28 protein-coding genes are annotated in these 25,884 nt (G+C 54.3%); 10 read left to right on the top strand and 18 right to left on the bottom strand.

Annotated elements, in window-relative coordinates; all coding sequences use genetic code 11:
* Positions 1 to 69: 69 nt before the first annotated feature.
* The 7 genes from ACR809_RS12215 to ACR809_RS12185 all read right to left on the bottom strand — a co-directional run bounded on the left by ACR809_RS12215 (position 70) and on the right by ACR809_RS12185 (position 11,096).
* Complete coding sequence (locus tag ACR809_RS12215; protein ID WP_004180047.1) at positions 70 to 1,014, bottom strand: AraC family transcriptional regulator; 945 nt, start codon at positions 1,012 to 1,014, stop codon at positions 70 to 72.
* Between the two features lie 42 nt (positions 1,015 to 1,056).
* Entirely contained in the window at positions 1,057 to 3,669 is a 2,613-nt protein-coding gene (locus ACR809_RS12210) for a family 78 glycoside hydrolase catalytic domain (protein ID WP_050597315.1), read from the bottom strand.
* 50 nt (positions 3,670 to 3,719) lie between these two features.
* Positions 3,720 to 4,955, bottom strand: a complete 1,236-nt coding sequence (locus ACR809_RS12205) for a PTS sugar transporter subunit IIC (RefSeq protein WP_162992579.1) — start codon at positions 4,953 to 4,955, stop codon at positions 3,720 to 3,722.
* Positions 4,956 to 5,358: 403 nt separating this feature from the next.
* Complete coding sequence (locus ACR809_RS12200; protein WP_002906016.1) at positions 5,359 to 6,240, bottom strand: LysR family transcriptional regulator; 882 nt, start codon at positions 6,238 to 6,240, stop codon at positions 5,359 to 5,361.
* Positions 6,241 to 6,389: 149 nt separating this feature from the next.
* The gene (locus tag ACR809_RS12195) at positions 6,390 to 8,690 is read right to left on the bottom strand and encodes an FdhF/YdeP family oxidoreductase (RefSeq protein WP_122051282.1); all 2,301 of its coding nucleotides are present in this window, start codon (positions 8,688 to 8,690) and stop codon (positions 6,390 to 6,392) included.
* Positions 8,691 to 9,005: 315 nt separating this feature from the next.
* The gene (locus ACR809_RS12190) at positions 9,006 to 9,923 is read right to left on the bottom strand and encodes a bestrophin family protein (RefSeq protein ID WP_004148478.1); all 918 of its coding nucleotides are present in this window, start codon (positions 9,921 to 9,923) and stop codon (positions 9,006 to 9,008) included.
* A gap of 249 nt (positions 9,924 to 10,172) precedes the next feature.
* Complete coding sequence (locus ACR809_RS12185) at positions 10,173 to 11,096, bottom strand: cation diffusion facilitator family transporter (protein WP_004151892.1); 924 nt, start codon at positions 11,094 to 11,096, stop codon at positions 10,173 to 10,175.
* 49 nt (positions 11,097 to 11,145) lie between these two features.
* On the opposite strand from ACR809_RS12185, the gene ACR809_RS12180 reads away from it, so the two are divergent.
* Both ACR809_RS12180 and ACR809_RS12175 read left to right on the top strand, forming a co-directional pair.
* Positions 11,146 to 11,328 carry a hypothetical protein gene (locus ACR809_RS12180; protein ID WP_004143707.1) on the top strand — a complete coding sequence of 61 codons (183 nt, stop codon included), beginning with the start codon at positions 11,146 to 11,148 and terminating at the stop codon, positions 11,326 to 11,328.
* On the top strand, positions 11,318 to 12,004 hold the full coding sequence (locus tag ACR809_RS12175) for an ABC transporter substrate-binding protein (RefSeq protein ID WP_117109289.1): 687 nt from the start codon (positions 11,318 to 11,320) through the stop codon (positions 12,002 to 12,004). Before ACR809_RS12180 ends, ACR809_RS12175 begins: the two co-directional genes overlap by 11 nt.
* 1 nt (position 12,005) lies before the next feature.
* On the opposite strand, the gene ACR809_RS12170 is transcribed toward ACR809_RS12175, so the two are convergent.
* The 4 genes from ACR809_RS12170 to ACR809_RS12155 form a co-directional block, all read right to left on the bottom strand.
* A complete protein-coding gene (locus ACR809_RS12170; RefSeq protein ID WP_009485847.1) occupies positions 12,006 to 12,875 on the bottom strand; it encodes an oxygenase MpaB family protein in 870 nt (289 codons plus the stop codon).
* A 104-nt stretch (positions 12,876 to 12,979) separates the two neighbouring features.
* Positions 12,980 to 13,411: an OsmC family protein gene (locus ACR809_RS12165; protein ID WP_002906030.1), complete on the bottom strand. Its 432-nt coding sequence runs from the start codon at positions 13,409 to 13,411 to the stop codon at positions 12,980 to 12,982.
* A 123-nt stretch (positions 13,412 to 13,534) separates the two neighbouring features.
* A complete protein-coding gene (locus ACR809_RS12160) occupies positions 13,535 to 13,681 on the bottom strand; it encodes a hypothetical protein (RefSeq protein ID WP_002906033.1) in 147 nt (48 codons plus the stop codon).
* Between the two features lie 15 nt (positions 13,682 to 13,696).
* On the bottom strand, positions 13,697 to 14,101 hold the full coding sequence (locus ACR809_RS12155) for a YdeI family stress tolerance OB fold protein (protein ID WP_002906035.1): 405 nt from the start codon (positions 14,099 to 14,101) through the stop codon (positions 13,697 to 13,699).
* Positions 14,102 to 14,245: 144 nt separating this feature from the next.
* Here ACR809_RS12155 and ACR809_RS12150 point away from each other — a divergent pair, with 144 nt between their 5' ends.
* The 3 genes from ACR809_RS12150 to ACR809_RS12140 all read left to right on the top strand — a co-directional run bounded on the left by ACR809_RS12150 (position 14,246) and on the right by ACR809_RS12140 (position 16,518).
* Positions 14,246 to 14,749 carry a hypothetical protein gene (locus ACR809_RS12150; protein WP_032446090.1) on the top strand — a complete coding sequence of 168 codons (504 nt, stop codon included), beginning with the start codon at positions 14,246 to 14,248 and terminating at the stop codon, positions 14,747 to 14,749.
* A gap of 8 nt (positions 14,750 to 14,757) precedes the next feature.
* Positions 14,758 to 15,204: a DUF421 domain-containing protein gene (locus tag ACR809_RS12145; protein WP_004148482.1), complete on the top strand. Its 447-nt coding sequence runs from the start codon at positions 14,758 to 14,760 to the stop codon at positions 15,202 to 15,204.
* A 318-nt stretch (positions 15,205 to 15,522) separates the two neighbouring features.
* Positions 15,523 to 16,518, top strand: coding sequence for an SDR family oxidoreductase (locus tag ACR809_RS12140; protein WP_004151245.1), 996 nt, complete (start codon positions 15,523 to 15,525; stop codon positions 16,516 to 16,518).
* Here the strand turns inward: ACR809_RS12140 and ACR809_RS12135 are convergent.
* The 5 genes from ACR809_RS12135 to ACR809_RS12115 form a co-directional block, all read right to left on the bottom strand.
* The gene (locus ACR809_RS12135) at positions 16,515 to 18,140 is read right to left on the bottom strand and encodes an alpha-amylase family protein (protein WP_122051281.1); all 1,626 of its coding nucleotides are present in this window, start codon (positions 18,138 to 18,140) and stop codon (positions 16,515 to 16,517) included. The genes ACR809_RS12140 and ACR809_RS12135 overlap by 4 nt on opposite strands.
* A gap of 39 nt (positions 18,141 to 18,179) precedes the next feature.
* A complete protein-coding gene (locus ACR809_RS12130; protein WP_122051280.1) occupies positions 18,180 to 18,362 on the bottom strand; it encodes a hypothetical protein in 183 nt (60 codons plus the stop codon).
* Positions 18,363 to 18,378: 16 nt separating this feature from the next.
* Entirely contained in the window at positions 18,379 to 18,885 is a 507-nt protein-coding gene (locus ACR809_RS12125) for a ferritin-like domain-containing protein (protein WP_004151243.1), read from the bottom strand.
* A 23-nt stretch (positions 18,886 to 18,908) separates the two neighbouring features.
* On the bottom strand, positions 18,909 to 19,124 hold the full coding sequence (locus tag ACR809_RS12120) for a hypothetical protein (protein ID WP_115196180.1): 216 nt from the start codon (positions 19,122 to 19,124) through the stop codon (positions 18,909 to 18,911).
* 365 nt (positions 19,125 to 19,489) lie between these two features.
* Complete coding sequence (locus ACR809_RS12115; protein ID WP_004143718.1) at positions 19,490 to 19,675, bottom strand: general stress protein; 186 nt, start codon at positions 19,673 to 19,675, stop codon at positions 19,490 to 19,492.
* 655 nt (positions 19,676 to 20,330) lie between these two features.
* On the opposite strand from ACR809_RS12115, the gene ACR809_RS12110 reads away from it, so the two are divergent.
* Both ACR809_RS12110 and ACR809_RS12105 read left to right on the top strand, forming a co-directional pair.
* The gene (locus ACR809_RS12110; protein WP_004151242.1) at positions 20,331 to 21,245 is read left to right on the top strand and encodes an SDR family oxidoreductase; all 915 of its coding nucleotides are present in this window, start codon (positions 20,331 to 20,333) and stop codon (positions 21,243 to 21,245) included.
* A gap of 196 nt (positions 21,246 to 21,441) precedes the next feature.
* A complete protein-coding gene (locus ACR809_RS12105; protein ID WP_002906114.1) occupies positions 21,442 to 21,687 on the top strand; it encodes a YmjA family protein in 246 nt (81 codons plus the stop codon).
* A 67-nt stretch (positions 21,688 to 21,754) separates the two neighbouring features.
* On the opposite strand, the gene ACR809_RS12100 is transcribed toward ACR809_RS12105, so the two are convergent.
* A complete protein-coding gene (locus ACR809_RS12100; RefSeq protein ID WP_004184171.1) occupies positions 21,755 to 22,648 on the bottom strand; it encodes a LysR family transcriptional regulator in 894 nt (297 codons plus the stop codon).
* 113 nt (positions 22,649 to 22,761) lie between these two features.
* On the opposite strand from ACR809_RS12100, the gene ACR809_RS12095 reads away from it, so the two are divergent.
* Together ACR809_RS12095 and sra are read left to right on the top strand one after the other, a co-directional pair.
* Positions 22,762 to 23,613 (top strand): Vmh family MBL fold metallo-hydrolase, encoded by an 852-nt coding sequence (locus tag ACR809_RS12095; RefSeq protein WP_004151241.1) that lies wholly within the window; start codon positions 22,762 to 22,764, stop codon positions 23,611 to 23,613.
* Between the two features lie 177 nt (positions 23,614 to 23,790).
* Positions 23,791 to 23,931, top strand: a complete 141-nt coding sequence (gene sra / locus ACR809_RS12090) for a stationary-phase-induced ribosome-associated protein (RefSeq protein WP_004143727.1) — start codon at positions 23,791 to 23,793, stop codon at positions 23,929 to 23,931.
* Here the strand turns inward: sra and ACR809_RS12085 are convergent.
* A complete protein-coding gene (locus ACR809_RS12085) occupies positions 23,928 to 24,056 on the bottom strand; it encodes a hypothetical protein (RefSeq protein ID WP_002906122.1) in 129 nt (42 codons plus the stop codon). The genes sra and ACR809_RS12085 overlap by 4 nt on opposite strands.
* 56 nt (positions 24,057 to 24,112) lie before the next feature.
* Between ACR809_RS12085 and ACR809_RS12080 the strand changes: the two genes are divergently transcribed.
* A complete protein-coding gene (locus ACR809_RS12080; RefSeq protein ID WP_122051279.1) occupies positions 24,113 to 25,810 on the top strand; it encodes an NAD-dependent malic enzyme in 1,698 nt (565 codons plus the stop codon).
* Positions 25,811 to 25,884 lie beyond the last annotated feature (74 nt).

The raw sequence follows: 25,884 nt of genomic DNA, 5'->3' as shown, positions 1-25,884 counted from the left end.
TCGGTTGTTGCCGATTTTACTTATTACAAAAACATGCAATAGCATGAACGCTGTCAGCCAATTTACTATTCAGGAGTTCAGATCACGATACTCCTTAATACTCATATTATATTTCTCTTTAAATACCTTATAACAATGCGAGGCGTTTTCATAACCCGTCATATTAATAACATCAATAATAGAGTGATTAGTATGCTTAAGGAGATGGATCAACACATCCAGGCGTTTTTCAACCAACAAATCGCTAAAGTTCTTACCAGTGAAGTCTTTTATCAGTTTACTCACCTTATAATTAGGCTGATTTAAACGACAGGAGATCTCTTTCAGGCTGGCAGTTTTATAATCGGTATCAATATATCTCAACACGGCCATGGCAAGTGATTCATTGTAACTGCCGTTGATATGGTAATCGCTGGCTTGCACATTCGAGAGCAGTTCGGTCATCAACAGTCCCACCAGGAAATTGACGCGTATCTCTTTTAAGTGGTTATTACTGTAGATCTCGCTAATGATGACATGCATAATGTTTTGAATTGCGTCGATTTCCCCCACTTTAAAGTGAATATGCTCTCCATGTTTTTTTCTGCCATTAATTGCTGAAAGGATAAAGCGGGAAATGATGTTATTTTCGTCAAAAAGGGACATGAGTCGACCGAAAAATTCGGTCTTAATAATAAAATTGATGATAATATCATTCTGCCCTGCGGCTTCAATTTCGTGTCTGGCAAACTGGTTGATAAGCAGGATCTCCCCCTTACCTAAAGTGAGACTTTCTTCATTAATCTTCTGATGCATTTTACCCTGATATATATAAATAAGCTCGATAAAGCCATGAGAATGCAACGGAATTTTAGTAAATCGGGTCTGCTTTTCAATATGAATGTAGTTGTCTTTGAAAAACCTTCGCTCCATATGGCTTTTGAATTTATGACACAGTTGATAGTTAGCGCGAAGCAGTTCGAGTTCTCTATCGGTATAAGCCAGTAGCTTTTCATGAATATCATGGTGTAACATAAAAGTACCTAACTGGAGCGAACGTTTGGGTATGCACTATCATTACAATAGTACTTTTATCTCACCTGCATCGGTAATGTCATAAAAGTGATGATAGGTATCACAGTCTATCGGCGCAGGTAATTGTTTATTAAGTTGATACACTTTTGGTAATTTAAGGGTGCATTTTTTGAGGTTAAATGGCACTTTGATGACTAATTCAATGCCTTTTTTATAGCGCCGCCAGCGACACTCAATACGCCCTCTGATGGTTTGATGCCAGCAATCCACAAAGTTAATCGTGTCAGTAAAGGATGGACTGATTAAAATAACATCAGCACCAACCGCCTCCTCAGCGACGGTAATGCCGCCCAAAGCCTGAAACAGCCAACTGGAATAAGAACTGAACATCGCGTGATTATTCGAACCATTCAGGTTATCACCGAAAAATTCCTTCAATGTGCTGGCATCATTTTTAAGCATTTTCTTGAATCCGGCTTCGACTCTTAACCATTCAAGGATTAATTCATTATGACCATAGCGATGAAATATTTCATAGGCAAAACTTTGGCCAAAAATCCCACAAGTGATAACATTTTGCTCTTTTTTGATGAGATCGATCAATGCATTCAATGAACTCTCGATATCATCACACAAATCGAAGTAGATTGCAAAAACAAAGCTGGTCTGACTGCGATCGGCAAAGCTGCCATCCGTATTCTTATAGAGTGATAAAATTTTCTCTCTAATTTTATTGGCCTTGCCAATATATTTTAGCCATTTTTCTTTAAAGCCAAGATCATCACATATTTTTGCGATAATTAACAAATGATAATAATAGAAACAAGCACTGGTGAAATGGAGAGCTGGCGAGCCATTTTTGTAATTACGCATATCATGAACGCGGCTTCCCCAGTCACCCAGGCAGCAGGTCACCAGGTCATCAAAGTCGCGCATTTCCAGGGAGAGGATCTGCTTCTCAAGAAATGGCAAGCTTTCGGCCAGCAGATTGACATTGCCATAATGTCGATAGTGAATAGCTATCAAATAAGGTAATACCAGTTGCCAGCCCAGGGGGCCCGTTTCCCCGCCGACTCCATTAGTCTTAATTCCCATAAATGGCGCAGTTTCCGTCACACCACCACAGGGACGAATATCATTGATAAAATCAAAGATAGTTTTCTTATAAATAGCGGCAGAGTCAAACTGATACACTTGCGACCGGGCCAACGCGACAATGTCTCCGCCATAGGCGAAACGTTCGCGGGCACAATCCCCGAAGACCGAATGAATGTTATTCAGTTTGGTTCTTTTAGCAACCTCAAAGAGCTTATTTATGTAAGGATCTGAGCAGTAAAAGCCCCCGTTTTCCCTTAGTACAGTATGTACTGAAAGCGCCTGAACGTTGTTTAATTGTTCAATATTAATACCGCTTAACTGCACATAGCGAAACGAATGACAGGTAAAGGCATTGATAAAATGATTCTTCCCACTGCGGCATTCAAAGGCATCCTTCTGTTCCGCCCTCGCCGGTGCTCCAATTCCGCCGTCAATAATCACACCTTCAGTAACCTGTTTGCCGACAAATCCCGCAAGGGTGGAGTCAGTGTTTAGTTCGTAGTTTTCATCAACGTCTTCGCTATAGAGCAGTTCCACACGTTGATTCTCAGACGCGGTAATGGATAAATCGATAAATCCGGTGACGATGGCACCGAAATCAATAATGAATGTCTCTTCGTCTACGACGTGGATATGCTCTGCCCCGAGGGACAACGTATGGTTAATTTTCGGAATAAAACTCGAGACCAGACGGCCTTCAGGCCCGTTGCTCAGCACCACATTTTTCCAGTCAGGCATCAGCAAATCGGTGGTGTTGTCTCCGCGAAACAGTTTCATATCCAGGCGCTCGCCCAAATAGATATTATTGAAGGTATAAGCGCCTTCGCAATATTGCCAGTCGGCATCACTACCGATGATCATTTCGCGATCTGCAAACCTCATATAAATGTCAGCGATGACCTGTGGTTCACCGATGGTTAAGGTCTCTCTCAGGTTATATTTACCAAATAATTTAAGCGGTGCTGGATTAAACCAGCCATCGGCTAGCTCAACAATGACTTCATTTTTCGGCTGATTAATAAACGGCTTTATATTGTAAGTATCATAATAAATAATTTTAGCATAATTTGTCCAGTCAGTATTGAGCTCACCGCGTGTGACCTCTTTACCGTTGATATACAATTTATAAAAACCAAGACCAACAATACTAATATAGGCATCGAGGAGGTCTTCGTCGAGATAAATTGTTTTTCTCATCACCACATTACGTTTACCGCGATAGTAATGAATATCATTAGTGAAGTGATGCCCACCGCTCACCCAGCGGCCAGAAAAATGGCCAAGATTACTGGTTGTAAAACTGTTTCTAAAAACGTTGTTCTCACCATTGTCACCGTGGGTAAGGACTTCTATGGTATAAGAAGTAAAGCTTTGTAACGATATTGCATCGAGAGTGACAATTGTATTATTACCCTCTCTTGCGATAAGAGATACCAGTTCTGCACCTTTATACACTTTTATCGAAAATGACTTTTGAGGATAATTGGTAGACCAGCACACCATAATTGGCAGATGATCGACAATAATGTTTTCCGTTTGGTAATTGATACTTAACATCTTTCCCACCATGGCTAAATTGGCGTTGCTGGCATTTTTTTAAGGAGCATTCAAATGGTATCCGTCTGATTTTCTTCCCGGCAAGCGACAAGATCGGCAGTCTTGAAGAAGAAATACCATCCTGCAAATCGCGCAAAAAGTCCTATAAATTGGAAAGCGGCAATTTTCCAGCTCCCCTGCATAAAACCAGAAATAATGATCGGCATGCCGGCCGGGGTACTCACCCCAGCGACGCGAGGCAATACGCCAATGACCGTTAGATACCATGCAATGCCGAGCATGATGCCATTGATAAAAATATAAGGAATCGCCAGAGTAAAATTCATTACCAGCGGCACGCCATAAGCCATCGGTTCGCCAATGGTGAAGATAGCTGGCGGCAAGGCGATCTTACCGAGCGTTTTATAGCGTGCGCTCTTCGCGAAAAAAGCGAGCATTATAGCCAGCGGCAATAAATCTCCAGCAGAGCCATAAGTCATAAAGAACGCAAAGCCGGTGATGTTGGGTAAGTCGACGCCTGCAGCATACGCAGCAAGCTGCTGGGCATCCATGGCAAACCAGATCGGCGCTACGATACCGAGGGTGATAGCGTGGCCATGCAGCCCAAAAAACCATAGCAATTGCGCAACAACAGCAACAAAGATGAGTGACCAGATTCCGGATCCAAGTGATGTTAGCGGAACCTGGATTAATTTATAAATAATTTCGTGAATGCTCCCATAACCAACGCTGGTAATGACTGCGGAGATAATTGTAAACAGCGTCAGGATGGCGATTCCTGGAATCAATGAAGAGAACGATTTGGAGATAAATTCAGGGACATTTTCTGGCATTTTGATAATCAACCCCTTGCGAGTTATCGCCACGAATATTCGTGTTGAAATTATCGCCACCAGAATGGCGGTAAACAGCCCCATGGGCCCCAGCCATTGGCCAGGGATTGAAAATGATTGCCCTAACGGCCCTATTTCACCGAGATCATACGGCGTTAAAATAAAGAAAGAGATCATTGAAATCAGGCCTGACATGAAGCCATCAACATCGAAATTTTTCGCTAGCGTATAGGCAACGGAGAAAGCGACAATCACGGCTAAAAAATTATTCGTGAAGGTAATCGGGATATCAAAGAAGCGAGTTAAGTTGTGTCGTAACAAAAAATCCTGATATGGAGCAAACGGAAACACTTTAACCAAAGTCGCCACAGAACTCATGATCGTTACTGGCAATATGAGCATCATACCGCTCATGATTGACTTAAGGTAGGTATTTTGACCAATGCTTTGCATCAGTTGCAAAGCCTTTTCTTGTACAATGTTGGTATGAGATGACATGTAAACAGTCCGTGATATTATTAGTTTTCAGACATATTCATTTAAGAATTCATATGCCGGCATGACATTAATGCATCATAATCTAACCAGGAAGTCAGCCTAATATATCATTATGGAGTAATACATATCGGTTGTTGTTAACTTAAATGACGGCTGTTGCCATAGTTAATATTTGTGATGTGTACTGCAGGAGGGATAAAAAATTGCCATTAAGGCTTGTAACTTCTGGACAGCATTAAGCGGCGCCGCAATACCACTTTTACCAACGGTCCAGCATCACCGGGGCTATATTGACACTCTCCCATCAGAGGGGCGTTTAGGCATTTTAGTGACAAGCCGCCAGGTCGGCGGCCCGGCCTCAGCCAAATATCCCCTGCGCCTCGGCGAAGCATTTTTCCGCCAGGGTCGAGACTGGTTCCTGCTGGCGCATAATCAGCGCCAGCTGTGAATCAACATGGGTTTCGGCGATCGGCAGAATTTCAAGATTATCGCTTAGCGCTTCGAGGCCGTTGTTAAGCGGCATAATGGCGCAGCAGATCCCCGCCTGCACCGCCTGGATAATCTGAAACGTCGAATCACTTTCAAAGACATACCTTGGCGTTAGCCCTTTGGCCTTAAAGCTGATTTCAATCGATTCCCGGTAATACATCCCCTTGGTCAGAAAGCCGAGGGGCAGCGTCGCCAGCGTCTCCCATCCCGGCGTCCCGGCGCTGAAGTCGAAATGGCGTTTATCGTGCAGCAGTCCCATCCGGGTTTGCGGCAAGCGAGCAATCTTGAACTGACCTTCATCCAGATGCTGCAGATAACAGATCCCCAGATCCAGCTGATTACGGCTGACGCCATCGATAATCTGCTCCGAGGTCATCGACAACAGGCTGAACTGCAGCGCCGGATATTTCTCCGCCAGGGGTTTAATCAACTGCATCGGATTGAGGCTCGCCAGCGGCACCATACCGACCCGCAGCTGGCCGACCATCTGCCCGCGACAGATGGCCGCCTCTGCCGCCAGGCCGTCATGAGCGGCCAGCACCGCCCGCGCCCAGGCCAGGATCCGCTCTCCCTCCGGGGTAAAACCTTCAAAACGTTGGCCGCGCTGGATCAGCGTCAGGTTCAGCTCCTCTTCCAGGTTACGAATGCGCATGGAGAGCGTCGGCTGGGTAATATGACAGGCCGCCGCCGCCTGGCCAAAATGGCGCGTCTGATCGAGCGCGATCAAATACTTGAGTTGCTTAATATCCATTCTCTTTCCCGTTTGAACCCCGCCGTTCACCCCCGGGGCCGCGCACAGGTTACCAGAATGTTAGTTTCGCTAGCGATAAATTCAAGCGAGGACACCACGAGGTGCTGCGGGGCGCAGGACGGCGCGACGCCGCTCTGCGCTATACCTTTTTAGCGCCCGCCGCCCAGCGGACGGATCTCTTTCGAGCGCAGCGTCAGGCGAACGGGAACCGACTTATACGAAGGGGTGCCGCTCTCTTCATCGAGATAGTTCAGCGGCACCAGCACGTTGGCTTCCGGATAATAGGCGCCGACGGTGCCCGGCGCAATGCCGTAGGCCACCACCGTGATATCTTCCAGCGTCAGCGCGCTTCCCGGCAGCGCGGTATGGATATCCACCCGATCGCCATGCTCCAGACCTTGGGCGGCCATATCCTGCTCGTTCATAAACAGCACGTCGCGGCGGCCAAAGACGCCACGGTAGCGGTCATCCATCGCGTAGATGGTGGTGTTGTACTGGTCATGACTGCGCAGCGTCACCAGGCGCATCACGTCCTCACCCTCCACCACCACGTTCTCATGCACCCCTTTAAATACCGAGAACATGGCTTTACCGGTGGCGGTAGGCCAGATGCGCTCGGTCGGCGGCAGCGGCATGCGGAAGCCTCCAGGATGGCGAATGCGCTGGTTATAATTCTCGAACCCTGGAATGGTCTGTTCGATCAGATCGCGAATGCGATCGTAGTCTTCCACGAGGTACTGCCAGTCCACTTTGCTGGCCGGCAAGGTGGCCTTCGCCAGACCGGCGACAATCGCCGGCTCCGAGCGCAGCATCGGCGAGGCGGGCTTAAGCTTGCCCGACGAAGCATGCACCATCGACATCGAATCCTCGACGGTGATCGACTGCCGGCCGCTGGCCTGCAGGTCAAGCTCGGTGCGGCCCAGACACGGCAGAATAAAGGTCTCTTTCGCCGTCAGGAGATGTGAGCGGTTGAGCTTGGTGCCGACGTGAACGCTGAGCTCAAGGCCACGCATCGCCGGGAAGGCGCGTTCGTGGTCCGGCATCGCCACGGCGAAGTTGCCCCCAAGGCAGATCAGCGCTTTGGCATCGCCGGCGATCATGGCCTCCAGGGCCTTTACCGCATCGTGGCCATGATGCCGCGGCGGCGTAATCCCCATCACCCGCTGCAGGCTGTCGAGGAACGCCGCGGAGGGTTTTTCGCTGATCCCGACAGTGCGGTTACCCTGCACGTTCGAGTGACCGCGCAAAGGACAGATCCCGGCCCCCGGCTTGCCGATATTGCCGCGCATCAGCAGCAGGTCGGCAATCAGACGCACGTTGGAGGTGCCTTTGTTATGCTGGGTGATGCCCATACCGTAGGTGACGATGGTGGCCCTGGATTTGGCGTAAGCCGCCGCAACCTGGGTCAGGGATTCGCGCGTCAGGCCAGACTCCTGCTCGATATCCTGCCAGCGGGTGGCGTGGAGGTCATCGGCGAAGGCGGTGAATCCCTGGGTATGTTGGGCAATAAACGCGTGGTCGAGCACATTGCCCTGCTCCTCCTCCAGCTGCAGCAGCGCTTTGGCGATCCCTTTCAGCGCCGCCGCGTCGCCGCCGGCCCGTACCTGGTAGTAGGTCGAGGCGATCGGCGTCGAGCGCCGGGTCGCCATCTCCATCACGTTCTGCGGATCGGCAAAACGCTCCAGCGCCCGTTCACGCAGCGGATTGAAAACGATAATCGGCACGCCGCGGCGGGATAGCTCATGCAGGGTGCCCATCATCCGCGGGTGGTTGGTGCCCGGATTATGGCCGATGGAGATCACCAGCTCGGTCTGGTCAAAATCGTCGAGAGAGACGGTGCCTTTACCAATGCCGATCGACTGTGGCAGGCCCACGCTGGTGGATTCATGACACATGTTGGAGCAATCGGGGAAGTTGTTAGTGCCATACTCGCGGGCAAACAGCTGGAACAGCCACGCCGCTTCGTTGGAGGCTCGGCCAGAGGTGTAGAATTCAACCTCATCCGGCTGCAGGCCGCGGAGGATCTCGCCGATACGGGCGAAGGCTTGCTCCCACGCCACCGGGCGCAGGGTATCGCTGTCCCGGTCGTAAACCAAAGGATGGGTTAAGCGGCCGTAGCCCTCCAGTTCAAAATCGCTTTTTGCCAGCAGGGAAGATACGGTATTTGCCGCGAGGAATGCGGGCGTCACCCGTTTGGTGGTCGCCTCCCAGGTCACGGCTTTGGCGCCGTTTTCGCAAAACTGGAAGGTCGATTTATGTTCTTTATCCGGCCAGGCGCAGCCCGGGCAGTCAAAACCGTCCGGCTGGTTGGTACGCAGCAGCGTGGCGGGCGCCTCAAAGGCATCCATCTGGGTGCGCACGGCGATGGCCGTGGCCTTCAACGCGCCCCACCCGCCTGCCGGACCGTCATAGGGGTGAACACCGGGAACCGCGCGTCTTTTATTGGTCATCTCTTTACTCCTGCTGCTCTGTTCTGGCTGTCTCTAGCCGAAAAAGGCGTACGACAACCCCGGCGACGAAGCGTGAATCGCATGGCGTCACCTGAAAAGAATGCTGTTTCTCAAGGATAGTACGATGGGAAAGCGTAGGTACTGCGTTTGTTAACTGAATAATAACATACACCACAATTCTGTATAATTGATGTTATCTATCAGGTGTTAAATTTAACTTATTTGCAAATTTTGCGGTTTTCACCGCGGTGCTGTGACGGATAAATTGCTACGGAAAGTGATGACCGGGCAGCGAAACCGCCCGGTGGGCCAGGCTCAGGTCAGATTGAAGTAACGGTCCGGACGCAGCGTCTCCGGCAGCGGATGCTGACCGGTCATGTCGAGCAGATTGCGCTCGATGGTATTGCACATCGCGTTCAACGGCAGGTCATTGGCTGCGGTGCCGAACGGATCTTCCAGCTCTTCCGCCAGCGAATCCCACGATAAAAAGGTGTAAGAGATAAAGACCGAGACAAACGGCGTCATGTAGTGCAGATCGCCGACCAGGGCGAACGGCAGCAGCGTACAGAACAGGTAGACGGTACGCTGCAGGATCAGGGTATAGGCGAAAGGCACCGGGGTGGTGGCCAGCCTTTCACAACCGCCCAGCACGTGCGCCAGCTCGTCGAGTTTGTTGTCCATCAGCCCGTAAGTGATGTCGCTGAGCTTGCCCGCCTCCCGCAGCTGGCCAATTTCGTTGCCGGCCAGCAGCAGGATCCGGTTGGTGGGCATTGAGCTGGCGAGGATCTCCGTCACCCTCTCCTCCGGTAGCAACCGCCGCAGGTCAGCCGTCGGATCGGTTTTGCGCAGCTGGTGCTTCAGGCTCCAGCTAAAGGCCACCAGATAGCTGACGATGCGGCGATGGGCATCGTGTTCCGCCGGCAGGATATTGCGCAGCTGACGCACCAGCGTGCGTTCGGCGATAAGCACCGTCCCCCACAGATTTCGCGCCTCGACGAAGCGGCTGTAGCTGGCGCTGTTGCGAAAGCCGAGGAAAATCGCAATCGCAATCCCCAGCAGGCTGAACGGCGCCACGGTTAAGTGGATCCCCAGCTGTTCGTACCATTGATAGCTGATAATGGCGATGATCGACATCAGCACATTTAGCAGCAGGCGAAAGATGATTTTCGACAGCACGGAGCCGTGCCAGTCAAATAGGCGAAGAAACCAGTGTTGTTCTGGCCGAATGATCATTGTCTGACTTCCTGAATTACCGCTCTGGTCATTATCTCTGAATACAGAATAGAGATTATCTATGAGCCGATTGGTTTATTTTATCGTTAACTGCGATGGGCAGATCTGCGCCATTATTTAGCGATGGTAATGGCGTTTTTAGTATGGGCCTTTTTTATATTTCAGGCAATCAATGCGCCAGCAATAATGGCTCAGAAGAAAAAATAACCGCTGAGCCAATTCATTTTTCCGCTTATGCTACCGGGTGTATCAGACCGCTTTCGTCAACCCCTGCGCTTCGCAGGGATCGAGATGCACCATCACATTAAGCACCGGATGCTGCGCCAGCACCCGCTCCCGCGCGTGACGGGCAATCTGATGCCCTTCGGCTACCGACATCTCGCCAGCCACCTCGAGATGGACATCCACCAGCACCAGATCCCCCGCCTTACGGGTTTTCAGATCGTGGAGGCCCGCCACGCCCGGCGTGGTTCGCAGCGTATCGGCGATCGCCTGCTGCATCTCTTCATCAACCGCACGGTCCATTAAATCATGCAGCGCGCTGACGGCGAAACGATAGCCCATGCGCGCAATCAGCAGCCCCACCGCCAGCGCGGCGAGCGGGTCGAACCAGGCGAACCCGGCCAGATTACCGATAATCCCCAGGGCCACCACCAGGGAGGATGCGGCGTCAGAGCGGGCATGCCAGGCATTGGCGATAAGCAGCGACGAATTCAGCCGCCTGGCGGCCGCCAGCATATAGCGAAACAGCCCCTCCTTGACGGCCAGCGCCACCAGCGCCATCCACAGCGCCGCGCTGTGCACCGGCGGAATAGTTTGCGGTTGCGCGAGATGGCCCGCCGCGGACCATAGCATGCCACCCCCGACGAGCAGCAGCATCGCGCCGATGATTAGGGAGGCGCCGTTCTCATAGCGCCAGTGGCCATAGTGGTGATCGTGGTCAGACGGTCGACGGCTCTTTTTATTCGCCATCAATACCACGCCATCGGCGACCAGATCGGAAAAAGAGTGCATTCCGTCGGCAATTAATCCCTGAGAGCCGGAAAATATTCCCACGACTACCTGTAAGGCAGAAAGGAAAATATTAACCACCACGCTAACAAGGGTACTCTTTCGCGCCTGCACCGAACGCTCATGATATTTATTATCATTTTCAAAATTATGTTGTGTCATTATTTCTCTCCCTTTGTGAGCGGGAAGAATAAACTGACAAACTGAGTTTATGCTTAACAATATAAAAGCCATTGCCTTGCCGTTTAACGATATCGCGGCGGTCGGTAATGACTATTTACTGTATGTGCCGTTGGAACGCTGCAACCTTGCGCCAATGAACTATCTTTTGAAGGGTGGCCACAGGTCGGGCCACTTTAGCTTAGCCACCACAGGAGTCAGCGATGTCACATAACAAACCATCCCGGCTGCGTTTCGCCATTAATCTGGGCAATGCGGTCCTGGCCCATCTCGGGGAGACAGGAAAGCCCGCGGGCATCACCGTCGAGCTCAGCCATCGGCTGGCGACGCGCTGGGGCGTCAGCGCCGAATTCGTTCCCTATCCTGCCGCGGGTAAAGTGGTGGCTGACGCCGGTGGCGAGCACTGGGATATTGCCTTTCTGGCCATCGATCCGGCGCGGGAAGCCACCCTGCGCTTTACCTCGCCCTATATCACCATCCAGGGTACCGCGCTGGTCAGCGTTGATTCGCCCTGCCAGAGCGTGGCCGACATGGATCGCCCGGCAACCACCATTAACGTCGGACAAAACGCCGCATACGATCTATGGCTAACCCGCCATCTGCAGCACGCCAGCCTGCATCGCCTTCCCTCTTCGCAGGAGGCAATCGACGCCTTCCTCGCCGGTGAAGGGGATATGGTCGCCGGCATCCGCCAGCCGCTGGAGGCGACAGCCCGTCAGCACGCCGGGGTGCGGGTACTGGCGGATAATTTTACCGAGATCCAGCAGGCCATCTGCGTCGCCCGGGCGGACGTGGACCGTTTTCACGCGGTAAACGACGCGCTTAGCGAGTGGCGGACGGATGGCAGTCTGCAGGCGCTGATTGCCGGTCACCTGGGCCAAGCGAACTGAATCACGCCTCCGTCATCCGGCGCATGGCGCAATGCCAGGCGCCGTTGCGTACCGAGGCGCGCAGTACGCGGGCCACGCCATGCACCATCAGGCGCGTCGTGCGCCGCTGCAGCGGCGTGAGCGATAATCCCAGCATCTCCTGCGCCCATTCCGGCAAAAGGTCAATTCCTGCGTTCATCATCACCCGGCCGACCGGCTGGCTCATCCGCCCCGGCAGACGGGTGGAGAGCAGCACCTCAGCTACCTCCCGGGTACGTTCGTCGCAGCGCAGTCGCGGGCGCATCGCCTCGAGATAGTCCGCCACCTCCTGCGGTGTCTGAGGGATATCCCGAGCCCCCAGCCGCCGGGCGATTTCCGCCGACTCACGAAAATAGTCCTCCTGGCGCTCGGGACTGACCACCGTCCGCTTGTAGCGCAGGTGGGAAGCCATAAAGCGACTGCACTCGGCGACGTGCACCCAGGTTAACAGCGCCGGGTCGCTCGCCTGATACGGGGTTCCGTCCTTATCCACCCCGGCGATCCGCTGATGGATCCCCTGTACTTTGGCGATTAGCCGTTCGGCGTCGGGGGTAGTGGCAAAAGTGGTGGCAGAAATAAACTGGCTGGTGCGGCGCAGGCGGCCCAAAATATCCTCGCGAAAACGAGAGTGATCCCAGACGCCGGCCAGCGCCAGAGGATGCAGCATCTGCAGCAACAGCGCGCTAATGCCGCCGCAGAGCATCGAGGTAAAATCGCCATGCACCTGCCAGATGGCCGACTGGGGACCAAACAGCCCCGGCTCTCCTTTGGGTCGTTCAAAGTCGATCTCTTTTAGCGCCATGCCGGTCAGGCCGAGCACCTGCGCCTCGATCATCCGGCGAATGCCGATCATGATGGTATCCCTTACGTGCAACTAAAGGACAAAAGATACCACTGTTGGACAGCATTGGGAGAGATATTGCGGAAAGAGTGCCCGCAGCACGCGGGCACGACGGCTTACGGATTCAGCTGGTAATCGAGGGTAATGTTGGCCTTCAGCACCTGCGATACCGGGCAGCCTGCTTTCGCTTTCTGGATGATCTCATCGAACGCCGCCGGAGACACGTCCGGCAGGACGATCTGGCTTTGCAGCGCGATATCGGTAATCGCAAAGCCGCCGTCGGTTTTATTGAGGGTGACCACTGCGGTAGTGTCAATGGACGTTGCGGTATATCCCTCTTCGCTGAGCATCAGCGACAGGGCCATCGAAAAGCAGGCGGCATGTGCAGCGCCGATCAGCTCCTCAGGGTTGGTGCCCTTCACCCCCTCAAAACGGGTGTTAAATCCGTAGGGCTGCTGGCTCAGCGCCCCGCTTTCTGTCGACACGGTGCCTTTGCCATGCTTCAGGTCGCCTTCCCAGTGCGCTAGCCCTTTCTTATGAATCGCCATTTGATTCCTCCTGTAGTGATGTCGAACAAAAAGTATAGTGCGTGATGCCGAAGCTGCGTCTTTTTGCAGCCTCTGGCTCCCACGTTCCCCTGGTTTTCGTGTCGTTGGTGACGCAGGGTGACGCTATCGGCCATCCTGCGGATGCCAGGGATCGGATTTGTCATCCTTGCTGTCGTCCCGTTTACGCGGAACTTCGCCCTGCTCCCCGGGCGCCTCACGGGCAGGTTGCTTACCGCGCTCTTCGTCTTGCGAGTGAGAAAAGGTGCTCATATCGACGTGCTCCGCTTACTTAGGCGACTGCTTGAGCAGACGATCGATTCGCACGACCGGCGGCGTCATTTTGCGATCCAGACTGCCGTTGATATTGACCAGATCGTCTGGCTCTACGTGTTGTTCGTTAAACGCGGCGACCGGGATAATAACGGTGATGGTGCCGCTTTTATCACGAAACTGATAACGGTCATCTCCCTGCCGCTTGAGCAGATTGCCGCGCAGCGAAACGGTCGCGCCATCGTGCATGGTTTTCGCCTGCTCAACGGTCATGATCCGGCCATCCTCGACGCCGCGATAGCCGTCATCGAGTTTGTGCGGCGGCGGCGGCGCTGCATCCTGGCTAAACCCTCCCTTATCGTCCGCCTGCGCGACACCTACGGCAAACAGACAGGCCATGGCCAATGCTAGTTTTTTCATCATGCCTCCGTTTTTTGCTGACGATGAGAATAAAGCCTGGCTGAGGCTGGCCATTTTTACAAAGTCAATTGTTCTGATATCGTCTAATATAAGAATGTCCTTATCGTTACGCTCCTGGCGAAACGAAACGCGGGGAAAATATTAATGATTAAGAATCAACAGCCTTGTCCTATCGTCGATGAGAATGAACGCTCCTTACGCTTTGAATATCGCTTCCGCCGCTATGGGATAATTGTTTTGAGTCTCATCATTCTTACCGCGTTAAGCGGCCTGTGGTCCTCCGGTTATTTCAGTGAAGCACACCGGGAAACCAGTGGAGGCGAATTAAGCGTCGATTATCAGCGCTATGCCAGGCTGATGAGTGAAACCGAGCTTAATATTCAGATTAAACCGGATACGGCCAGCGACACCATTATCAGCTTCGCCGCCCCGTTATTAACCCGCTACCAGATCGGTGATATCCGTCCGCAGCCGGATAAAATGTATAGCGCCGACGGGAAATTACATCTCGTCTATCAGCGGTCGCCCCCCCCTTCACCGATATCTGTGTGGTTAGCCGTTACCCCAAAAACGGCCGGTAATATCTCTCTGCAGGCGGTAGTTAACGATCGCTATTCTGTAACCTGGCAGCAGTTTGTCTATCCGTAGGAGTCGCTATGGAAATGGTCCTTAGAGCCGCAGCAATCTATCTGATCTTGTTGATTATTTTTAAGATTGCCGGCAGAAGAACCCTGATGCAATTAACCAACTTTGACCTGATACTGTTGCTGATTATCAGCGAAGCCACCCAGCAGGCGATGCTCAGCACAGACTATTCGGTTACCGGGTCGATGCTGACTATCGTCACCCTGGTTAGTATTGATATTTTGTTCGGCTATATTAAGAAAAAATTTGCTCAGGCAGAAAATTTTCTCGATGGTACGCCGGTTATCGTGGTTGAAAATGGTGCTGTCATCGACGAGAAGATTAAGCTCGTCAATATCTCTGTCGATGATATCCTGCTGGCGGCCAGGCAGCACCATGGCATTTATGAATTGAAAGCGATCAAATTCGCTATTCTCGAGCGTAACGGCCAGATATCCATTATTCCTGAGCAGGAATAGTATCGGCTTCGCTATTTATCACGCTCCGGTTGTTTATCACCTGATTCCGGAGCGCGAGTGGCGTCATCCTCTTCTTTTTCACCGTTAACAACGTTCAACATTAACATTTTTCCTCCTCGCTGGTTGTCAGGGATCCTACAAATTATAGAACGCCTTCGCCGAAGTATGTAGGATCTGCCGAAACTAACCAGGAGATGCCGCCTGATTCACATTGCGCTTATTCCAGGATATTTCCCACCTCGTCATTGCCATTGGTGAGAAATAATTAACCGATCCGTACAGTCAATATTGTGAAAGCCAAAACATAATGAGGTCACTATGTCTGTGATGGTTATTACCGGTGGAACCGCGGGAGCGGGCAAAGCTACCGCGCTGCGTTTCGCCCGCGCTGGATATCACGTGGCGCTGATCGCCCGAGACGAAACGGGTTTACAGGAGACGCGACAGGCCTGTGAACGGTTTGGCATTAAAACGCTGGCTATTAGCGCCGATGTCGTCGATGCCGGGGCGCTGCAGCGCGCCGCCGCCGAGGTGGAAACCACCCTCGGGGCAATCGACGTCTGGATCAACAACGCCATGACCACCGTGCTGGCGCCCTTTCGTCAGATGAGCGAGGAGGAGTTTCGCCGGGTGACGGAGGTGACCTATCTCGGGTACGTGAACGGCACCCGCGCGGCGCTGGAGGTCATGATCCCCCGGGATCGGGGGGTGATTATTCAGGCCGGCTCGGCGCTGGCCTGGCGTTCAATCCCACTGCAGTCGGCTTACTGCGGAGCGAAAGCGGCGATCCGCGGCTTTACCGATGCCGTGCGAACCGAACTGATGCATGAGAAAAGCCACATCCAGTTGACCATGGTGCAACTGCCGGGGATGAACACCGCCCAGTTTGGCTGGGCGCGAAACAAAATGGATCAGGCCATGCAGCCGGTGCCCCCGGTCTATCAGCCGGAAGTCGCCGCCGAGGCTATTTACAGCGTCATCCAGCGCCCGGTCAACGAGCTGTGGGTCGGAAAAAGCACCATCCAGTCGATCCTCGGCCAGGTCTTCTTCCCTCGCCTGCTCGATCGGCTGATGGTGAAAAAAGCGTGGGAGGGACAGTTTACCGGTCAGCCAAAGTCGTCAGACCAACAGGACGACCTGTTCACGCCGGTGCGCGGCAATCATCCGGGCCACGGCCCCTTTAACGATGGCGCACGGCGTAAAGCAGTCACCATCAGCGCCGATCTCCCGGGTAAAGTCGCCGCCGGCGTCGGGGTAGCAGTGGCGACGATGGCGCTGCGGGCGTTGTTCCGTCGTTCCGGAAAACGGCGCTAACTCAGGCTGCGGCTGAACCAACGGTAACCATACCCGGAGAGTGCCAGCCGCGCATCTTTCCCGCCGTGCAGCCCATCCTGATAGAGCTTATCTTCCAGAATTGGGCTCCAGTAGCCCTCGGCCAGCGGCGGGAGCAGGACCTCTACCGCCTGCTGGCTGCAGTTGGCCAGCATCAATACCTCCCGCGATTCGCTGCGATAGAGTAAGCCCAGCACCGCGTCGGGCTTTAGGGTAAGGAGAGTAAAAGGGAGGGATCCCGGTTCAGTATATTCCGTGCGCGCCAATACCATATTGCGTACCCGATGCAGCAGCGACCTGGGATGGCGCAGCGCCGTTTCTACATTGATCCGTTGGTAGCGGAACCGCCCGCTGGCCACCGGTTTTACCGGCAAATCATCCCGCGCCGCCCGGGAAAAGCCGGCGTTGGCCGCGGCCGACCACTGCATCGGCGTTCTGACCGCGTAGCGCTCCGGTAAGGAGAGATCGTCACCCATGCCAATCTCGTCGCCATAGCGCATCACCGGCACGCCGGGCAGCGCCAGCAGGATAGCATGGGCTAACGCTATGCGTCGGGTATCGCCGTCCAGCATCGGCGCCAGTCTTCGGCGTACGCCGCGCTGGTAAACGGACATCGATTTATCAGGGGCAAAGGTGCGGATAACCTGGCGCTTGTTGCGCTCGCCAATCCCCTCAAGATCCAGTTCATCATGGTTGCGCAGCCAGTTGACGAAGCAGCACCCGTCCGGCGGGGTCACCATCGCCTGCAGAGCCTTCACGACCGGCGCGGCGCGCTGCTGCGCCAGGCTGAGGTAGAGGTATTTGTTAAGCCAGAAATTAAGCACCATCTGCAGCCGATCGCCCTGGCCGAAATAATGACGGTAATCTTCTACCGCGACGTCCACTTCCCCCAGGAGTATCGCATCGGGATTGAGGCGCTGTACAACCTGCCGGAGATGGGTCAGCAGCGGGTAGCCGCGCGTCTCGTCGCCCTTTCCGGCCTGCTTGACCAGATGTGACGCGGCATCGAGACGAAAGCCAGACACCCCAGCCTGCAGCCAGAAGGTGATAATGTTTTCGATTTCAGAGATCACCGGCGGATGGGCGAGATTCAGGTCGGGCTCGTGGTGATAAAACATGTGGCGATAATATTGCCCAGCCTGTTCGTCCCAGCGCCAGACGCTCTCCTCAACGCCGGGAAACATGGGAGGATCGTCGTTTTCCGGCGGCCGATCGGCCCACAGATAATACGGCCGCCACGGCGACCGGGGATCGCGTCGCGCCGCCTGGAACCACGGGTGCTGCGCGGAGGTGTGCTGGATCACCAGCTCAACGATCACCCGCAGTCCCAGCTCGCGGGCGCGGGTAATCAGCTCAATCACGTCAGCGATAGTGCCGAACCGCGGATCGGGCTGCAGATGATCGCTGATATCATAGCCATCATCCTGCAGAGGAGTGAGATAGAACGGAGTCAGCCAGAGCACCGTCGCTCCGAGGCTGCGGATGTAGTGTAGCTTTTGGCGAATGCCCGCGAGATCGCCAAAACCATCGCCATTGGCATCATAAAAGAGCGAACTGTCAACCTGATAGATGACCGCTCTGTGAAACCACTCTTCCCGTTGCATCACTCTCACCTCGCGTTCTGCCCGTCCCTGTCAGCCGCCTCAGCGCGATCCGGACCCCGCCCTGGCCTTCGCGCGCGGTTTGCCGACAGGCGATACGGGATTGCGTTCCGCTGGTAGCATCCTGTTCGCTACCGCGTCCACCAGCGCCTGCTGCCTGGCGGTTAATACCAGCGGAACCTGTTCCTCGGCGACGAGGAGCGCGATGGTTTGCCGTTTGACCATAGCGTTCTCCGGCGGCTTAATGCCCGGCCTCAACGCCAGGCATATCGGTATCCATAAGATATTGCCCGGTCAGCGCTGGCAGATAATGGAGCAGCCAATCAGCCATTCCTCTCTCTTCAGCCAGGATACCCTCCAGTGTGTGCATCGCGCTGTGGTCGCCTACTCTTTTCGCCGCCGTTAATAAAGCGGTATAGCAGGCGACCTCAAAATGGGCAAAAACGTAGGCAGTGATAATCACTTTAATAACCTCATCACCGGGCAGCATGATGCCAATGGTCTGTCCTAACGCCGCCACCCGGCTCATCGCATCCTTCAGCGCGGAGCGGGAAATATGGTTGCGGGCGATGATATCCTGCAGGGCGGACAATTGCCGTCGGGTTTCATAGAGATGTTGTTCAAGGCGGGTGCGTAACTGCGGTTCATTATCGAGGCGTCTGATGGTGGCCACCAGCAGCGACTCAGCCTGTTTTTCCATGGCATGCGCATCGCGAAGCCAGTTGTGATAATTTTCAATATCCGTCATATACACCTCTGATCATTAACCTTTTATTTTGACGTGGACTCTTCACTCTCTTCCGCCGCCTGGTCAGCTCGCGCTGCGCTATATCCGGATAAATGGCCAACAATATTGGCATAAATACTGATGAGAATGACCCACAGTACGCTGTCTTTCCACCAGATTAACGAGGGTATCGCCAGACCCACCCACATAACGGCGGCGACAAGATGACAGCGCTTAATAAACACTGGCGTCAACTTCATTTTATTACCTTAGGACCGAACAATATTGAGCGACCATTTTATCGACGCTCTGACCGCAGCGTCAGGCGCTAAACCTTACGCTGAAAATGACTTTCTTTTGCCTAAGCATAAAAAAGAAAGTAGCGTTGCGTATTGTCCCGTTCCGTTATTTTCTGTCTTTACCGTCCGGCTAATTTATTGCCGCTGCGGCCGTCTTTTATTGCTAGTGATGCGGCGATTTCCTCCTCACCTTTTAGTTTCCCCACATCGCGGATAATGAATGTCGTTATAGATAAATAAACCCTGAATATGCAGAAACCTGCGGACCATCTGGCCCACAGGTTTTGTCTCAACGCCGATTTGTCGGCGTCACAGCTCATCAGTCGCTAGCTGTCACCGGATTTACGGCCGCCGCCATGACTGTTCTTACCACCCTTCTTACCGGCTTCGGATGCACGTTCAGGATCATTTTTAAAGTTCCCGCCGCTGTGCTGTCCGCCTTTACGCCCGGCTTCGGATGCTTTCTCACGATCTTCTGCAAAATTACCTGAACCGCCTCTATGCTCTGCCATAATTTTCACCTTTGGTTTGATCAATATCGGTTGGTAAATGGAAAATGACCCTGTTACAAATCATCGCCCTCGATATCTAACACTAGAGGAATGCCTGCAGGAGTCAAATTAATTTCAGATACCCATCCGCGCACTGACAAAATAAAGCTTTACTAACGAAGCGGCAAGATAAAATATACCTCACACAACTCCTTTATTTGACGTAGGTTATGTTCACCGGCGGGTAAAACAGAAACGTCCAACGGCCGTTTGTAAAAAAATGCAAACGATTTAATGAATAAATATTTCTTTATCTCGCGCAACACAACCCCAGGAATATTACCCCTAAAGAGGTATCACCTTATAGGCCATGGTTTGCGAGTGAACATCTTCATCGTTTATTCAGGCAGCACCTTCATCGTAACTTGAGAAAAAGATCATGCGCGTTACGAAAATAGCCCTTGGCCCTTGATTAAGGATGGAATAATCCTAATTTAACGTCAGCAATAATAACGCAACGCTATCCCCCGAAATACGCCAAGGATCAGTCGGTTAAGGCATACCGTTACGCCTACGATTGGCCATTGACTGCGATGTTGCGAGTCATCCAGGGTCTGTCGCCAGGAGAAGCTGACCTATTCTTAGAGCTGGCCCGTTCTGTCTGAAGGAGATGACTATGCAAGATGAAAAACCGCCAATGAAGAAGTTACCCACCTCCATGTTGCCAGAAGAGACGGCTCCACGTCCGGAGTTCCCGGAGCAAGAACAAACCCCGCCGGGTCTGGATGCGGAAATGGAGCCATCCCCGGACCACGGTGAAACCAGCTACACCGGCTCCGGGCGACTGGCCGGTAAGAAAGCGTTAATTACCGGCGGCGACTCCGGTATTGGCCGTGCGGTGGCGATCGCCTTTGCCCGCGAAGGCGCCGACGTCGCGATAAACTATCTGCCCGAAGAGCAAAAGGATGCGGATGAAGTTATCGCCCTGATCAAAGCCGAAGGGCGCACCGCGGTGGCCCTCCCGGGTGATATTCGCTCCGAATCCTTCTGCCAGTCGCTGGTGGCCGACGCGGTGGAACAGCTGGGAGGTCTGAGCATCCTGGTTAATAACGCCGGGCGTCAGCAATACTGTGAAACCCTTGAGGAACTCACTACCGAAGATTTCGACGCTACCTTTAAAACCAACGTCTACGCGCCGTTCTGGATCACCCGCGCCGCACTGCCTCACCTCCAGGCCGGAAGCGCGATTATCAATACCACCTCGGTACAGGCGTATAAACCCAGCCCGATCCTGCTCGATTATGCGCAGACCAAAGCCTGTCTCGCGATCTTCACTAAATCGCTGGCTAAACAGGTGGCGAAACGAGGCATTCGCGTGAACGCCGTAGCGCCTGGCCCTTACTGGACGGTGCTGCAATCCAGCGGCGGCCAGCCGGACGAGAAGGTGAAACAGTTTGGCAAAGACACGCCGATGGGGCGCCCGGGACAACCGGTAGAGATCGCCCCGCTGTATGTCACCCTGGCATCCGATGCCTGCTCATATACCTCCGGACAGGTGTGGTGTTCTGACGGCGGGGATGGTGTGGTCTAAGCCTCCCGGCATACCGACGCGCGCCAGCGCGCGCCGGTATTTTCCCGGCCAACCCTTGCGGCTATATACTGGCCCCTCGCCTCCCGGTTGCGGCAATTTTTTCTTTCCTCCACTCCGCTACTCTGGCCGCATGCTATGATGTCCGCCCGCCGCTGTGCGCTAACCCTGGCCCCGACGCCACCCCTGAGGACGACAGATGAGTAATGACATCCCCCTGAAATTTTATGACATCGTGGACGAATACGAGACCGAAGCGGCTGCGCCGGTAAAGGATGAAGAACGCGATGCGCTGGCGCGCTATTTCCAACTGCTGATTGCGCGGTTAACTAATAACGAAGAGATTGACGAAGAGGCGCAGCGAGAAATGGCCCGCGAGGCGGCCATTAACGAAGACCGCATTGACGATATCGCTAATTTCCTTAATCAGTGGGGCAACGAATAAAGCTCAACGTCAGCCTACCGGCGGAATTGCCTTCCGCCGGTGCTGTCGGGGCGCGAAGCGCCAAGACTCAGCCGTGGCCAGTCTCCTCTCCCAGACGCCTCTGCAGCGCATCAAGAAATAGCGGTAATCCGTCAGGTTGGTAGTCGCGGGAAAGATAGATGCCGTAAACGCTCAACGCCTTCGGCGTCCACTCCGGAAGCACCACCTCCAGCGTGCCGCTGGCAATCGCGCCCCGGGCCTCCAGTTCGGGAAGCATCGCAATGCCGCACCCGGCAACCGCCGCCTCCAGCAGCAATGAAGATATCCCTGCGCTCAGATTACCGTTCACCGCCACCGACGCTTCCCGCCCCTGCGCATCGCTGAACTGCCAGTGCTGGCTGGCGAAATGGCTGTATAGCAGGCAGTTATGTCGTTGCAGATCGTCGGGCGTCGTCAATGGGCCATGCTGGCGCATCCAGCCCGGCGCGGCGCAGAGCAGCGAACGGCACACTCCGAGGCGACGAGCGATGGCCCCCGCCTCCGGGTTGTCGGTAATGCGAATGGCCACGTCGATACGCTCGCCGATCAGGCTGACCGGATGGTTATTGATATCCAGCTCCAGGCGCAGTAGTGGATAGCGGGCGAGAAAGTCCGGCAGCAGCGGAGAGATCAGCTGCATGGCGGTAAAGTGCGCGCAGGCGACGCGCAGTGTGCCGCTGGGATCGGCCCGCTGACGCTCGCCGGCGATTTCATCGGCGATCCGCGTCAAACCGCGGGTCTTGAGCAATACCTTCTCCCCGGCCGGGGTCAGCGTCAGCCGCCGGGTTGAGCGATGGATCAGCCGGGCGCCGGCCCAGCTCTCCATTTGTTCCAGATAGCGGCTCACCATCGGGCGCGACATCCCCAGCGCCCGCGCCGCGGCGCTAAGACTTCCCAGCTCGCAGATGCGCAGATACACCTGCGCAGCAATCACCCTGTCCATCACTCCCCCTGATCTGCACGTTTTATGAAACTCAGCATCTCTTGTTTCAGGAATTTTATCAAATAGCGAAATCCGTACAATGGAACGCATTCACCTGTTACTGAGAATAAATCATGAAATTATCTGCCCTTGCTGTTGCTACCGCCCTGTTCAGCGGCGCGGTCTTCGCGGCGCCTCTGACGCTGCAAACTTACAACCCGCAGGAAAAAGGACTTTTTGCCGTCAACTCGACCCTCGTTTCCGGTCCGCATGAAGCGGTACTTTTCGACGCGCAGTTCAGCGTCAAAGATGGGGAAAAGCTGGTGGAGATGATCAGGAAAAACGGCAAACCGCTATCGCGGATTGTGATCACCTCTGGCGATCCGGATTTCTATTTTGGTCTTGAGCCGCTGGTAAAAGCCTTCCCGCAGGCGGAGGTGGTCGCCACGCCGGAGGTCGTCAAACATATTGCAGCCACCAAAGCGGCCAAACTGGCGTACTGGGGCCCGCAAATGAAAGACGGCGCGCCGACGCAGGTGTATGTCCCACAGGCGCTGGAGGCCAACAGCTTTACCATCGATGGCGAGAAAGTGACCATCATGCAGCCGCATGACTACGCGGCGTTCGTCTGGATCCGGGCGAACAAAACGATCCTCGGCGGCACCGGCGTGGCGTGGGGTATGCATCTCTGGACCGCCGACACCCAGACGCCGGCCAGTCGTCAGCAATGGCGTAATACGCTGGACCAGATGATCGCCCTGCACCCGCAGCGGGTGATCCCGGGCCATTATCTCGGCACCCCGCCGGAGGGAGACAGCGCAGTGCGCTTTACAAAAACTTATCTCCAGCAGTTCGAGCAGGCGCTGAAGACGCATTCGGATTCGGCCGGGGTGATCAAGGCGATGGAGGCACAGTGGCCGGGCCTGGCGGAGACCAGCTCGCTGGAGTTAAGCGCCAAAGTTAATACCGGTGAGATGAAGTGGTGACCCCTGCGGCGCGCAAGGAGGACTGTTCTTAATCTGGCTCCCCAGGGTTGCTATTACCGAGAAAATGGACCACCCTACCTGTGGCCGCACAAAAAACGCGCGGCCGACTTTGGGTTACATTTCATCCGGTCATTACCGGGTTTGCCCTTGAAACCAGAACAGGATAAAGGAGTCAGAATGAAATCGAACCATCAGGCACGTCATCTTCTCGGTCTGAACTATAAGCTTTCCCGGCAGAAAAAAGTGGTGCTGGAAGGCGATGAAGAAACCACCATCAACCACATCCATGCTACCGGCCGCAAACGCCGCGGTGGTTAATTTTCAGCCTGAGTGATGATAAACAACACCGTCCTGTTGCCAGGATGGTGTTTTTTTATGGCAATTGACTGCTTGTTTACCCGCTTGAAGACCTTCTGCTCTATACTCTGCCCGCTGCTTTCCACCCGCCCTTCGCTTATCGCCGCGCCGGGACTGTGGTCATGATCAAGGAGTTAGTGCGATGCAATTTACCCATAAGAAAAACCGTTCCCTGTACATCCCCTACGCGGGTCCCGTTCTGCTTGAATTCCCCCTGCTCAACAAGGGAAGCGCCTTCAGTATGGAAGAGCGCAGCAATTTCAACCTGCTCGGCCTGCTGCCGGAAGTGGTTGAAACTATCGAAGAGCAAGCGGAACGCGCCTGGATCCAGTATCAGGGATTCAAAACTGAAATCGACAAACATATTTATCTGCGTAACATCCAGGACACCAACGAAACCCTGTTTTATCGCCTGATCGGCAACCACCTTGAAGAGATGATGCCGGTTATCTATACCCCGACGGTAGGCGCGGCCTGCGAACGGTTCTCCGAGATCTATCGTCGCGCCCGCGGCGTCTTTATCTCCTACCAGAATCGCCATAACCTTGACGACATCCTGCAGAACGTCCCGAACCACAACGTGAAAGTGATTGTGGTCACCGATGGCGAGCGCATTCTCGGCCTCGGCGACCAGGGAATCGGCGGAATGGGGATCCCGATCGGTAAACTGTCGCTGTACACCACCTGCGGCGGCATCAGCCCGGCTTACACCCTGCCTATCGTGCTGGACGTCGGAACAAACAACCAGCAGCTGCTCGACGATCCGCTGTATATGGGCTGGCGCCATCCACGCATTACCGACGACGAGTACTATCAGTTCGTTGACGACGTGATCCAGGCGATTAAGGCCCGCTGGCCGGACGTGCTGCTGCAGTTTGAAGATTTTGCGCAAAAGAACGCCATGCCGCTGCTCAACCGCTACCGCAATGAAATCTGCTCGTTTAACGACGATATTCAGGGCACCGCGGCGGTGACCGTCGGGACGCTGATCGCCGCCAGCCGCGGCGCCGGTAGCCAGCTGAGCGAGCAAAAAATCGTCTTTCTCGGCGCGGGTTCGGCCGGCTGCGGTATCGCTGAACAGATTATCGCCCAGATCGTCCGCGAAGGACTCAGTGAAGAAGAGGCCCGCCAGCGCGTGTTTATGGTTGACCGCTTCGGCCTGTTAACCGACGGCATGCCTAATCTGCTACCGTTCCAGAACAAGCTGGTGCAAAAGCGTGAGCAGCTGCAGAGCTGGGATACCACCAGCGAGGCGCTGTCCCTGCTGGACGTAGTGCGCAACGTGAAGCCGAACATCCTGATCGGCGTCTCGGGTCAGCCGGGACTGTTCACGGAAGAGATTATCCGCGAGATGCACAAGCACTGCCCGCGGCCGATCGTGATGCCGCTCTCCAACCCAACCTCACGGGTGGAAGCGACGCCGCAGAATATCCTGAGCTGGACCGACGGCGAGGCGCTGGTCGCCACCGGCAGCCCATTCTCCCCGGTTACCGTGAAAGGCAAGCAGTATCCCATCGCCCAGTGCAATAACTCCTATATCTTCCCGGGTATTGGACTGGGGGTGATCGCCTCCGGCGCGTCGCGGGTCACCGACGAGATGCTGATGGCTGCCAGCGAAACCCTGGCGCAGCACTCGCCGCTGGTCAACACCGGCGAAGGTCCGGTGCTGCCGGAGCTGAAGGATATCCAGACCGTCTCACGGGCGATTGCCTTCGCGGTGGGCAAGGTGGCCCAGGAGCAAGGCGTGGCGGTGAAAACCTCCGCCGAAGCGCTGCTGCAAGCGATCAGCGATAATTTCTGGTTACCGGAATATCGCAATTATCGCCGCACCTCGATTTAATCGCTGTCACCGGGTCGAAATAGCGGCCCGGTTATTAATAACGTCAGAATAATACCTCCCGCCACAGAAACGTT

It is taken from the genome of Klebsiella sp. CD33 (assembly GCF_051992865.1).
Lineage (GTDB): Bacteria > Pseudomonadota > Gammaproteobacteria > Enterobacterales > Enterobacteriaceae > Klebsiella > Klebsiella pneumoniae.
Note: the sequence above shows the minus strand (reverse complement) of the source record. Positions and strands in the feature narration are given on the sequence as shown.